The organism is Asticcacaulis aquihabitans, from assembly GCF_032490435.1.
Lineage (GTDB): Bacteria > Pseudomonadota > Alphaproteobacteria > Caulobacterales > Caulobacteraceae > Asticcacaulis.
Genome location: NZ_JAVGWM010000002.1, coordinates 602,202 through 614,619 on the forward strand (window position 1 = coordinate 602,202; position 12,418 = coordinate 614,619).

Below are 12,418 nucleotides of genomic sequence, written 5' to 3' on the forward strand. Positions count from 1 at the left end.
GAAACCTCAATTCGGACGCACCTTCTAGCTACACCGCCCTCCCGTCACAAACGTTTAAGCGTGGTGGAATAGTTCAGCAATCCTAATCTATGATCCCAAGCATAGCCGAATTTGAAGATTGCAGGGAATGGAGGCACGTTTTAAGAACGTGCTCAGTTTGGAGCTTTCATGCGCATTACACACCTCCCGATAGATGGACCCGTTTTAATTCGTCCTAAAATTCTCGCCGATGCCCGAGGCTATTTTATGGAGACCTTCAAGGACGGCTGGTTTCGGGACACTATTGCCGACGTCGCATTTGTGCAGGATAATCAAGCGCTATCTGTCCAGGCGGGAACGATCAGGGGGTTGCACTACCAGGCGGATCCCATGCCGCAGGGAAAATTGATCCGCTGTGTTTCGGGCGCGATATTTGATGTGGCCGTGGACATAAGGCCCGGCTCGGTGACCTTCGGTCAATGGGTGGGCGCGAATCTAACTGCGGATGGTGCTGAACAGATGTGGGTGCCCGAAGGTTTCCTGCATGGATACTGCGCTCTGACAGATGGGGCGGTCGTATTCTATAAGGTTACCGCGCCGTACAGTGCATCGCATGATCGCGGTATTGCCTTTGATGATCCGGATATTGCAATTGACTGGCCTGTTAGTCCCGGCGAGGCTATTGTATCGGAGAAGGATCGGGCCCAGCCAAGCCTCGCTTCGCTGGTCAGATCTTAGGAGATCGCTGTGCGTATTCTTGTTACAGGTGGTGCGGGGTTCATTGGATCCGCATTGGTCAGGTATCTTGTTAGAGACATTGGGGCGGATGTCCTTAATTTTGATAAACTCACCTATGCCGGAAATCTGCACTCCCTTGCGCCAATAACGGGTGCAAAGAACTACCGATTTATTCAGGCGGATATCTGTAATTCCGTAAGCGTCAGCGAAGCGATTAACGCCTTTCAGCCCGATCACATTATGCATCTCGCGGCGGAAAGTCACGTCGACCGTTCGATAACGGGTGCGGCTGCGTTTGTCGAAACCAACATAGTTGGCACCTTTACTATGCTGGAAGCGGCAAGGTACTATTGGAATGGCTTGTCGAAGGGCGCGAAATCGCGGTTCCGTTTTCTCCACGTCTCGACGGACGAGGTGTACGGGTCGTTGGGTCAGACGGGTTTGTTCAATGAGGTGACGCCCTACGATCCGTCTTCGCCCTATGCGGCGTCAAAGGCGGCATCTGATCATTTGGCAAAGGCCTGGTATCGCACCTATGGTATGCCTATCGTCGTTTCCAACTGCTCTAATAATTATGGTCCCTACCATTTTCCTGAAAAGTTGATACCGCTCAACGTCATAAACGCAATGGAAGGCAAGCCGCTGCCGGTTTACGGGAACGGCGCCAACGTCCGCGACTGGCTATATGTCGAAGATCACGCCCGTGCGCTGCACTTGATTTGTTGCCGGGGGCGTTTAGGTGAAACCTATAATGTCGGTGGGCGAAACGAGCGCTCGAATATAGACGTTGTCCGGCGCATTTGCGCCATCATGGATCAGGTGCGGCCGCAAAACGCACCTCACGACCAGCTAATTGAATTTGTTCATGACCGCCCGGGTCACGATCACAGGTATGCAATCGATCCGACCAAGCTCGAAACTGAGCTGGGGTGGCGGGCGCAAGAGACCTTCGATAGTGGAATAGATAAAACCGTGCAGTGGTATCTCAATAATGAAGCCTGGTGGCGTCCATTGCGCGGAGGCGTCTATGCCGGGGAGCGCCTGGGCGTTTTAGGAAGTTAACCCATGCGCATTGTCGTTACTGGAACGCAAGGCCAGATCGATACCTCGATCCAGCGGTTGGGCGAGAGGCTTGGTATATCGATTACGCGCGTTGGCCTGCCCGATGTTGACCTGGCGTCGATCGATACGCTTGACGCGGCAGTTCGGGCGGCGCGGCCCGACGTGATTATTTCGGCTGCCGCCTATACGTCGGTCGACAAGGCTGAAAGCGAACCGGAGCTCGCTCAAAAAATCAATGGCGATGCGCCGGGCGCGTTGGCGCGGATCGCTAATGACACGGGACTACCTTTGCTGCACCTGTCTACCGATTACGTTTTTTCTGGTGACAAGTTGGGGGCCTACACGGAGACGGATGCGCCGGCTCCGATTGGTGTCTATGGCAAAACCAAGCTGTCAGGCGAGCAGCAAATCAGGAACGCGACCGACAACCATGTTATCCTGCGTACGGCTTGGGTGTATTCGCCCTATGGTAACAATTTTGTAAAGACCATGTTGCGTTTGGGGGAAACGAACGATCGCGTAACAGTTGTCGATGATCAATTTGGATGTCCTACCTATGCGCCTGACATTGCTCGTGCTTTGCTGGTTATTGCTCAGCAGGTCGTAAACGACAGAGATGAAACCCTGCGCGGCGTCTTCAATCTGACCGGGGAGGGGGAGACGACGTGGGCGAATTTTGCCAGAGCCATTTTTGCAGGCGCTGAAAGGCGCGGCAGGCGTCCCGTACAGGTGGACAATATAAGTTCGCAGGCGTATCAAGCGGTGGCAAAACGACCGCTCAACTCGCGTTTGAGTCGTGATAAGCTTGATGATGTATATGGCTTGCGTTTAGATGGATGGCAGACGTCACTGGATAGATGTCTAGACCAACTAATAGCGCCGCTGCGGGAGTAAGGGCGTATTATGAAAGGCATTATTCTGGCCGGTGGCAGCGGCACTCGACTGCATCCCATGACGATTGGTGTCTCAAAACAGATGATGCCCGTCTATGATAAGCCGATGATATATTACCCATTGTCGACATTGATGATGGCCGGCATTACCGAAATCCTCATAATCTCAACGCCGCATGATCTGCCGCTGTTCCAGAAACTCCTGGGCGATGGTGAGCAGTGGGGGGTATCGCTGTCATATCGGGCGCAACCCAACCCTGAAGGCATTGCCCAAGCCTATATTATCGGCGCGGATTTTGTCGGCGATGGTCCGTCATGTCTCATCTTGGGCGACAATATCTATCATGGCTCATCCCTGACGGAGTTTCTGGAAGATGCGGCGACGCTGAACGCGGGCGCGCGGATTTTCGCCTATCAGGTCTCGGACCCTGAGCGGTATGGCGTCGTGGAGTTCGATCAGACGTTTAAGGCGTTGTCGGTTGAAGAAAAACCTCTGAAGCCCCGATCCAATTGGGCCATTACGGGGCTTTATTTTTACGATCGTCACGTCGTGGACATTGCGGCACAATTAAAGCCGTCGATCCGAGGGGAATTGGAAATTACGGACATCAATCGCGCCTATCTGGATGCAGGGGCTCTGGAAGTCCAGCCTATTGGCCGTGGCTATGCCTGGCTCGATACGGGCACGGCGGACAGCCTGTTGGATGCGGCCGAATTTGTTCGCGTTCTCGAGAAACGCCAGGGCATGAAAATAGCCTGTCCAGAAGAGATTGCGTGGCGGCGCGGCATGATCAGTGATGATCAATTGGCGCTGCTGGCCAGTCGGCTTGGTAACAATGACTATGGCCGTTACTTGCAACGGCTAACGAGGTAGCCCGCTAAGCGGCTGTGGGCACATCGCCGAAGGCTACAAAATGTGGATTGGCATAGTCTCCGTCGTTATTCTGGAAACGCTTGCCGTAGGTCAGGGGCTGCCCGTCGAGCGTTTCCACGCGCCCACCGGCCGCGCGTAGAACCGCGTCACCCGCCGCCGTATCCCATTCCATCGTCCGGCCCATGCGCGGGTAAATGTCGGCAGAGCCTTCGGCAATCAGGCAGAATTTAAGCGACGAGCCGGCCGCCACGAAATCGGCGATGTCGTACGCCTTCAGGTATTCCTGCGTCTCTGCACCGCCATGCGAACGGGAGCCAACCGCGATCAGGCTGCCTTCGGGCGCGCGAACCCGAATGGAGCGCGCTCCCCTCAAAACGCCATCGATGACCTCCGCCATGAATGCGCCCGTACCCACACTGCCCCAGTAGATTTTCCCGAGTGCGGGGGCATAAACGGCACCCAAAACGGGTTTGCCGTCTTCGATCAGGGCAATATTGACGGTGAACTCGCCGTTCTTCGATATGAACTCCTTGGTACCATCCAGAGGATCGACCAGGAAAAACCGTCCGGCCGTAGTCGGAAAGCGACCGGCGGCGGCTTCCTCTTCGGCAATGATGGGAATACCGGGCGCCAGATGCTTCAAACCCTCAAGGATGATGGCTTCGGCTTTTTGGTCGGCTTCTGTGACCGGGGAGGCATCGCCTTTGGTGATAACTGTAAACTCGGTGGCGTAGATGCGCATAATCTCTGCGCCGGCGGCCAGCATGATGGGGTTCAGGTCCAAAGGAGCCTCCTGTTGTGGCGGTCTTCATAGCGCGCTGGCGCGCGAGCGCAACTGTTTCACTTGTCACTTTCGTAAAACTGTAGTGAAGTTACAAAAAATTGGGGACATTTATTATGCGCGTTCGAACGCTCGCTGTTGCCTTCACCGCCGTGATGCTGCTCAGCGCCTGTCAGAAATCGGTCGTTTCATCTGACGGGTATGGCGTAGCGATGGCCGACCTGACAGGTGGGGTGTCTGTGAGCGACATGCAGGCACATATGGCTGGGGGCAAGTATACATCGGCAGATCTGACCCAGGCGGCGCTTGACCAGATCAAAGCCAAGGACGGTGACCTCCATTCGATCATCTCGATCAACCCGAATGCGTTGGCACAGGCGAGGGCGTCGGATGCGGCGCGTAAAGGGGGCAAAGCCCTGGGGCCGTTGATGGGGATTCCGGTCCTTATAAAGGATAATATAGAGACGGCCGATCCTATCGCCACGACGGCCGGGTCGCTTGCCTTGAAGGATAATATCACCCATCGCGATGCACCGGTGGTCGCCAACCTCCGCAATGGGGGCGCAATCATTCTTGCCAAAACCAACCTGTCCGAATGGGCCAATATTCGCTCCACGCGTTCGGTCAGCGGTTGGAGCGCCACGGGCGGGCTGACGGCGAATGCATATGATCACGCCCGTACGGCTTGTGGTTCGTCTTCCGGTTCGGGCACTGCCGTCGCGGCCGGCCTGGCGCCTCTGGCGGTGGGAACGGAGACCGATGGCAGCGTCACCTGCCCATCGTCGATGAATGGCCTGGTCGGGTTGAAACCAACCGTTGGGCTGGTGTCACGGACCTATGTCGTGCCGATTTCCCATAGCCAGGATACGCCCGGGCCTATGGGACACTCGGTTGCCGACGTGGCAGTCATGCTGAGTGTCATGGCCGGGCGCGACGCGGCGGATCCCGCCACAGGCGAAGCCAATGCTCATAGGGTGGATTACACAGCCAATCTGGCGGGTTTAAGCCTGAAAGGCGTTCGCATCGGCGTTCTGCGCGACCAGGTCGGCAAGGACGTCAAGACAACCATCGTCTTCGAGGCGGCGCTTAAAGCGTTGGCCGACGCCGGCGCGGTGTTGGTCGACATCAAGGATAGCTCCGTTCCAGACATCGGTGACGATGAAATGAACATCATGATGTACGAGCTGAAGGCTGATCTGAACAGCTATCTCGCCTCGACACCGGCGACAGTCAAGCCCCGAACCCTGGCTGATATCATCGCCTTCAACACAGCAAACGCGGCGCAGGAAATGCCTTATTTTGGTCAGGAACTATTTGAACGCGCGCAATCCACGACGGGATTGAATGACCCAATCTATATCAAGGCCACCAGCGCCAAGGCCAGGGCGGCGGCCTGGCTGGATGATCTTTTGAACGCGAATTCTATCGCGGTCCTGGTCGCGCCGACCTATGGTCCCGCCTGGATGTCGGACACGGTCAACGGCGATCAGTATAGCGGCCCATCGGCCACGCAGCTTCCGGCGGTTTCCGGTTATCCGCACCTGACAGTGCCGATGGGCACTGTTCAGGGCTTGCCGGTTGGGCTGTCTTTTATCGGCCCGAAGTGGAGCGAGGCACGCCTTCTGCAGGTAGGATATGCCTATGAGCGAGCGCGAACGGCTAAGAAATGACGCTTCAGCGCGCGTGTACGGCGCTGAATCTCGTCTCGGGCAATTGTATGTCGGTGGCGGTTGACAGGTGGTCTGAGGCTTCGCCCAGGCTAAGATGATAGGTACCGGCCTTTATGACCCAGCTATTAGTGGCTTCGTCATAGGTCGCCAGCAGGCGTGGATCGATCTTGACCTCAACGGTCTGGGAGGCGCCCGGTTCCAGCTTGACCTTGGCAAACCCACCCAGCCGTTTCGGTGCTTCCCAGCCGGCTGCAGGCTCGGCCGACACATAGACCTGGGCGGCCGTGGCGCCAGAGACCTTACCGGTATTTTTCACCGAGAAGTGAACCTTTACGTCCGAGCCAGCTAACTCGGCCTTCAGGTTTGTCAGGTTGAACTGCGTATAGCTGAGGCCGTGGCCAAAGGCGAACAAGGGCTTAAAGCCCTTGATGTCGTACCATTTGTAGCCGATGGCCGCGCCTTCGTCATAGGTGATCGATACCTTGATGCCGTCAGGTTTATGAAAACCAGGTATCTCGTCGTGGGCCAGCTGAGCGTTCGATGCCGGAAAGCTGATCGGCAAGTGACCGGACGGATTGACCTTTCCGGTCAAAATGTTGGCAATGGCCACGCCACCGCGGCTGCCCGGGTAAAAGGCTTCCAAAATGGCCGGCACCTGGTTGGCCCACGGCATTAGAACGGCGCCGCCGGATTCGACGACGACGATAGTCTTTGGGTTCGCCTTCACCACGGCGGCGACAAGCGCGTCTTGATTGCCTGGCAGTTCGAGCGGATTGTCTATGCCTTCACCCATCCACTGGGTGACAAAGACGATGGCGACATCGCTCTTTTTGGCAAGCGCTGCGGCCTGTTTGATATTGTCGCCGCTGATATATGTGACAGTGGCATCCGGTTTAACGGCCTTCATAGCCGCGACCGGCGACGAAGGGATATAGACAACCGGCCCCGGCCAGGTTTTTGGCTCTAGGCCCGCAACGGCATTGCCGCCGATCGGTGTGACACCCGACGAACCACCGCCTTGAATGACCCCCTTGTCGGCGTTGCCCCCGATCATGGCGATCGTTTTTGCCGAAGCAGCGAGGGGCAGCAGGTCATTTTCGTTTTTCAAAAGTACCAAGGATTGCTCGGCGGCTGTCTGGGCAACCGCCGCACTGGCGTTGAAATCGATAGGACCAACCTTGGCCGGATCATCCACCACACCCTTGGCGAACAGTGGCCACAAAATGCGTTGCGCCATATCGTCGATGCGCGACATGGCAATGGCGCCGGAGGCGATATCGGCTTTCAAGGTTTTGGCGGAGAAGAAGGCGCCATGGTGGCCGCAGCAAGGATAGCCCGTAAATTGATCGAGGCCATTGTTGGCTGCCTTGGCGGATGAATGGACAGCGCCCCAGTCGGACATCACATAGCCTTTGAAGCCCCAGTCCTGCTTCAGCACCTGATTGTTCAGATAGTCGTTTTCACACGCCCAATCACCGTTGACGAGATTATAGGCGCACATGGCGGACCCCGGACTGGACAGGTCATAGATCAGTTCGAAGGCTAAGAGGTCCGACTGACGCATGGCCGGCTTGCTGATACGGGCGTCCACGGTTGTCCGCTGGCTCTCCTGGTCATTCACAGCCCAATGTTTCATGGTCGAGACCATATGGCGCGACTGGATGCCGCGAATGAGGCCGCCGGTCATTTCGCCAGTCAGGACCGGGTCTTCACCAGTGTATTCGAAATTTCGGCCGTTGCGCGGTTCACGGGCCAGATTGCCGCCACCGGCCAGAAACACGTTGAAGCCCGACGCCCTGGCTTCATTGGCAATCATGATGCCGCCCATTTCGGTGACCTTCGGATCGAAGGAGGCCGCCGTTGCGAGCGACGAGGGCAGGGCGGTGCGTTCCATGCCGGCAACACGCACGCCAATCGACGCGTCCGTCTGCCACTGGGCCGGGATGCCGAGGCGGGGAACATCGGCAATATAGCCCGCCGACCCCTTGATATGGTGGGCGGCGACGTCGGCTTTTATCTGCGTCGAAACAATCTCATCCGGCTCTTTGACGAGTTGGTCTGGATCCGTATAGCCCATGACCAACCCCAATTTTTCATCGAGCGTCATGGCCGAAACGGCCGCGGCCGCCCGTACCTCGGGTGATTTGGACGTGTCCATCCAAGGCTGCACCTGCGCCAATGCCGCGCTTGAAGCGAAGGCAAGCAAGGCCGTGGCCAACAGGCCGCTACGGATCGAATGTCTCATGGCGTTTCCTCGGGATGTCGTTGACGGCACGCTACATTCGAAGCGCTTTCAAGGGAAGCCGCTTTTTCAATCAGGCGGTCAACTGACTGACTTCGTCTATGGCGCAGATGATATGGTATAGGGAGCTGGCGGGTGCGGGCTCTATTTCGAAAGTGCCATCCGGCTTCATGCGATCGCGATAGAGGCCCACGACTTCGGTATTGAAGTAGAGTTGTAACCCTGAGCTGGCTTCCACCGCCTTGATCACAGCCGCACGGCGTGCCTCATCGCTGTCAGCTAATTGCGCCAGTGCAGTATAGGCCTTCATGCGTTCCGTCTGCGACCATAGGCGCGCCTTGGCGTCCTTGACCGAGAAGTCATCCCACAATTCGAAGATAGTTACGTTCCGCTCCGGATCGGTACCGGCATCTTCGGCGATTTCAATCAGGCGAATGGCGGTTTTCATATATTTGGCGTTACCGGATATGCGCGACCAGCGAATGAAGAGCCATGCCCATTCAAACTGATGGCCTGGTTCGATGATGCGGCCCATTTCACCCATCATCGGGTTCCAGTCGCCGTCGAAGAACTCCCGCAGGGAGCCGTTTTCCGGATGAATGAACTTTTCGACGCATAGGTCGGCGATCATCTGGGCAATGTCGTGCCATGTCTTGTCGCCACCGGCCTCGATCCAGGCGATGCACGCTTCGAACATGTGCATGTGTGGATTGGTCTTTAATGGCAGGGTACGGGGGTTTGATTCCTCGAAGCCGCGGACCGGGTGGGAATAGGTGGCGACAATCGTGTCGCGAATCGCCACGGCGGCGTATTCGAGTGCGCGGTCCTGCGGCCGCACGCGAAAGGCTGAGGCATAGGCAAGCATGGCGAAAGCGTGATCATAGAAATCGAATTCGCCTCGCACGACTGTGCCGTCTGGCTTTAGAACGGCATACAGCATACCCGTATGCGTGTTACGCGCAGGTCCATTCAACCAGGCCAGGCCCTGATCTATGGCCGCATTAGTCTCGCCTGCATATCCCATGCGCTGAGCTAGAGCGTAGGAGAAGACCTGACGCGCCGCCACGCGTGTGCGCCGGTCGATATCGTCGGGCGTTGTATCGAGATTGAGTTTTTCAAAAAAGCCGCCTTTTTCGCGATCTCCCCCCTTTTCCCACCAGATCGGCAAGGCGTGATTGAACAGCCATTGGCGCAGGTCGTGCTGCTTGGTGTGGAGGCTTTGGGCGATGTCGGTCATAGGCATGTCTCGAATAATGCGGGGAAGTGTCGGCTTAGGTCGGAATTCGTAAAAATGCAGTTCGGTTATGGAACTAGCACGTGCCTACGCGCTCTTTACAAGCTGATTATCGCCACCGCATCGAAAAAAAATCTGGCGGCAGGCCATGGAAATGTTCTATCGCAAGTATTCATTTAAGGGGCTGAAGCGTTCATGGCTAATAAGATCATTCCGGTTATCATGTCAGGCGGTTCCGGTACACGGTTGTGGCCGCTATCCATCCCGACCGCGCCTAAGCAGTTCCACGCTCTGGCCACGCCGAACACCATGATACAAGAGACGGCATTGCGTCTCGTTGGTAACGACTATCTGGCGCCTGTTGCGATTTGCGGGACGGGCCACTGCAATCTTGTCAATGAACAGCTGGCGGCTATCAACAAGACGCCTAGACTTGTTATTCTCGAACCGTTCGGTCGTAACACCGCAGCCGTCGCCGCTATGGCTGCCTTGAGTGGGCGCGAAATCGATCCTGAGGCTCTGGTCCTGCTGGTGCCAGCTGATCATGTCATTACCAAGCCCGACGCCTTCCATGCAGCCGTGGTCACGGCCAGCGAAACGGCCCGAACGCGCATTGTCACCTTCGGCATCAAAGCAGCGCATCCTGAGACTGGCTTTGGCTATATCGAACGTGGCGAGCCTTTGTCAGATGGTATTTTCGCCATCAAAAAATTCTGGGAAAAACCCAATCTCGAAACGGCGCAGCGCTATGTCCAAGGGGGGCAGCACGACTGGAACGCCGGTATCTTCCTGTTTTCGCCCCAGGTTATGCTGGAAGAATTGAGCCTCTACGCGCCTGAGGTTTTGGCCGCCTGCAAGGATGCGTACGACAAGGCCGGACGCGATGGCGCTATTATTCATCTCGATGAAGAGGCGTTCGGCCAAGTCCCGTCCATCAGCATCGACTATGCGGTCATGGAAAACACCTCCCGCTCGGCGGTCGTTCCGTGCGATATCGGCTGGGCGGATGTTGGCGGCTTCGCCGAATTGTGGCGGTTGGGGGAAAAGGATGCGCACGCGAATCACGTTACCGGCGAAGCCATTTTGATCGATGCGGAAAATTGCCTAGTGCATAATTCTGGACCTGTGGTTTCGATCATCGGTCTGTCCGATATCATGGTCATTTCCACGCCGTCGGGCATATTGGTGGCGCCAATTGCGCGTGCGCAAGATGTCAAGCTGGCCGCGGAAGCCGCCAAGCAGCGCAAAGGGCGGTGACAGTTGGCGGTCACAATACCCACTTGATTCGGGTATTGCCATTCGTAGGGAATCAAGAGGCGGTGCCCCACGCAAACGGTAGAAGTGGGGATTTAGTGAAAAAGATATTGGTAACCGGCGGAGCTGGCTTCCTGGGGTCTCATCTATGCGAGCGCCTGCTCGGCGAAGGACATGAGGTTCTGTGTGTCGACAACTTTTTTACCGGGCGACGGCAGAACGTCGCGCACCTGATCGCAAGCCCGAATTTTGAGCTGTTGCGGCACGACATCACCTTCCCACTCTATGTCGAAGTCGATGAGATTTACAACCTGGCTTGCCCGGCGTCTCCGGTCCATTATCAATTTGACCCGGTTCAGACCACGAAGACGAGTGTGCTCGGCGCCATCAACATGCTGGGGCTCGCCAAGCGCACAAAGGCGAAAATCCTTCAGGCCTCCACCAGTGAAATCTATGGCGACCCCGAAGTGCATCCGCAGACGGAAAGCTATTGGGGGCGTGTCAATGTGCTTGGGCCGCGGGCATGCTATGATGAGGGGAAGCGGTGCGCGGAGACCCTCTTTTCGGACTATCATCGTCAGCATGGCGTCAAGATCAAGATCATGCGGATTTTCAACACCTACGGACCGCGCATGAATCCGGACGATGGGCGCGTTGTATCCAATTTCATTGTTCAGGCCCTGCGCGGGGAGCCGATTACGTTATATGGTGAAGGCATCCAGACCCGCAGCTTCTGTTATGTCGACGACCTGATTGAGGGCATGATTCGCCTGATGAATAGTCCGGACGACGTAACCGGCCCCATCAATATCGGAAACCCGTCTGAATTTACAATGCGGGCGCTGGCGGAAAAAGTCATTGAACACACGGGCGCGCAGGTTGACCTCGTTCATATGCCGCTGCCGGCTGATGATCCCCGTCAAAGACAGCCTGATATTACCCTTGCGAAGACCAAGCTTGACTGGCAGCCAACCGTTTCGCTTGACGAGGGATTAAGGCGGACGGTTGACTATTTTCGCCGTACGCTTTGACGCGATGGTCGTGAGGCTTACGATTGTGTCGCCAGAAAAAAGACACAAATGGCCCTGTGGGCGCGTTGCTAAGTCCATTATATTGCTATATTGTTTCGCACATCCGCAGGTAGAGACTGCAAAAAGGGGCCGAATTGTGTCGACCTTATTGCTATGCTAACTTTCGGGGAAAGCCTCGTCGTCGATGGCTTCCGTGTAACTGCGCAGTTTAAGTCGCTGGGGGGCGAAGTGGACTGTGAAGGTGTCGTCTTGGCGCACTTTGGGGGGCGCCGAGACGATCGCACGGTATCGTCCGACAAGAGAGCGGCTTGTGCTGTCAACCTATCCTTTCCAAGTTCAGGGCTTTTTTATTGCAGTGGCAGCCTTAAGACTCTAAAAACATTCTTAATAAATGAGGGTTAGACAGGTTCGCATGGGAATTCGCTTATATGACAGCGCATGGGTCGTCGTAGAGGGCCTGGAGCAACCGCTGCAGGTTCGCAAGGACCCACGTAACCCGGCCGCCTTCACTGTCGGAGATCATCAGTACGATATCGACGGACGTCCGATTAAAAACCTGGACCTTGTGCCGCGTATAACGGCTATTCATAGCCTGCAATCGGCACGTGAGGCCGGGCTACGGATTCACTACGACGGTAACGCTGATCCCGCTATTTAATT

Annotated in this window: 11 protein-coding genes; 8 read left to right on the plus strand and 3 right to left on the minus strand. The window is 56.3% G+C overall.

Features of this window, described 5'->3' with window-relative positions:
- Positions 1-168 precede the first annotated feature (168 nt).
- Genes rfbC through rfbA form a run of 4 tightly spaced genes read left to right on the plus strand, consistent with a single transcriptional unit; the run spans position 169 to position 3,546 of the window.
- On the plus strand, positions 169-717 hold the full coding sequence (gene rfbC / locus RCJ00_RS09340; RefSeq protein ID WP_316221557.1) for a dTDP-4-dehydrorhamnose 3,5-epimerase: 549 nt from the start codon (positions 169-171) through the stop codon (positions 715-717).
- 9 nt (positions 718-726) lie between these two features.
- Entirely contained in the window at positions 727-1,779 is a 1,053-nt protein-coding gene (rfbB, locus tag RCJ00_RS09345; RefSeq protein ID WP_316221559.1) for a dTDP-glucose 4,6-dehydratase, read from the plus strand.
- A 3-nt stretch (positions 1,780-1,782) separates the two neighbouring features.
- Positions 1,783-2,673 (plus strand): dTDP-4-dehydrorhamnose reductase, encoded by an 891-nt coding sequence (gene rfbD / locus RCJ00_RS09350; protein WP_316221560.1) that lies wholly within the window; start codon positions 1,783-1,785, stop codon positions 2,671-2,673.
- 9 nt (positions 2,674-2,682) lie between these two features.
- A complete protein-coding gene (gene rfbA / locus RCJ00_RS09355; protein ID WP_316221561.1) occupies positions 2,683-3,546 on the plus strand; it encodes a glucose-1-phosphate thymidylyltransferase RfbA in 864 nt (287 codons plus the stop codon).
- A gap of 4 nt (positions 3,547-3,550) precedes the next feature.
- Here rfbA and cysQ read toward each other — a convergent pair whose 3' ends face one another.
- Complete coding sequence (gene cysQ / locus RCJ00_RS09360) at positions 3,551-4,330, minus strand: 3'(2'),5'-bisphosphate nucleotidase CysQ (RefSeq protein WP_316221562.1); 780 nt, start codon at positions 4,328-4,330, stop codon at positions 3,551-3,553.
- Positions 4,331-4,443: 113 nt separating this feature from the next.
- Between cysQ and RCJ00_RS09365 the strand changes: the two genes are divergently transcribed.
- The gene (locus RCJ00_RS09365) at positions 4,444-5,997 is read left to right on the plus strand and encodes an amidase (RefSeq protein WP_316221563.1); all 1,554 of its coding nucleotides are present in this window, start codon (positions 4,444-4,446) and stop codon (positions 5,995-5,997) included.
- Positions 5,998-6,001: 4 nt separating this feature from the next.
- Here RCJ00_RS09365 and RCJ00_RS09370 read toward each other — a convergent pair whose 3' ends face one another.
- Both RCJ00_RS09370 and RCJ00_RS09375 read right to left on the minus strand, forming a co-directional pair.
- The gene (locus RCJ00_RS09370; protein WP_316221564.1) at positions 6,002-8,242 is read right to left on the minus strand and encodes a glycoside hydrolase family 3 C-terminal domain-containing protein; all 2,241 of its coding nucleotides are present in this window, start codon (positions 8,240-8,242) and stop codon (positions 6,002-6,004) included.
- A 70-nt stretch (positions 8,243-8,312) separates the two neighbouring features.
- Positions 8,313-9,476: an AGE family epimerase/isomerase gene (locus tag RCJ00_RS09375; RefSeq protein ID WP_316221565.1), complete on the minus strand. Its 1,164-nt coding sequence runs from the start codon at positions 9,474-9,476 to the stop codon at positions 8,313-8,315.
- A 192-nt stretch (positions 9,477-9,668) separates the two neighbouring features.
- Here RCJ00_RS09375 and RCJ00_RS09380 point away from each other — a divergent pair, with 192 nt between their 5' ends.
- The 3 genes from RCJ00_RS09380 (at position 9,669) to RCJ00_RS09390 (ending at position 12,416) form a co-directional block, all read left to right on the plus strand.
- Positions 9,669-10,730: a mannose-1-phosphate guanylyltransferase/mannose-6-phosphate isomerase gene (locus RCJ00_RS09380; RefSeq protein ID WP_316221566.1), complete on the plus strand. Its 1,062-nt coding sequence runs from the start codon at positions 9,669-9,671 to the stop codon at positions 10,728-10,730.
- Between the two features lie 95 nt (positions 10,731-10,825).
- Positions 10,826-11,758: a UDP-glucuronic acid decarboxylase family protein gene (locus RCJ00_RS09385; RefSeq protein WP_316221567.1), complete on the plus strand. Its 933-nt coding sequence runs from the start codon at positions 10,826-10,828 to the stop codon at positions 11,756-11,758.
- Positions 11,759-12,170: 412 nt separating this feature from the next.
- On the plus strand, positions 12,171-12,416 hold the full coding sequence (locus RCJ00_RS09390) for a hypothetical protein (RefSeq protein WP_316221568.1): 246 nt from the start codon (positions 12,171-12,173) through the stop codon (positions 12,414-12,416).
- The last annotated feature ends 2 nt before the right edge of the window (positions 12,417-12,418 follow it).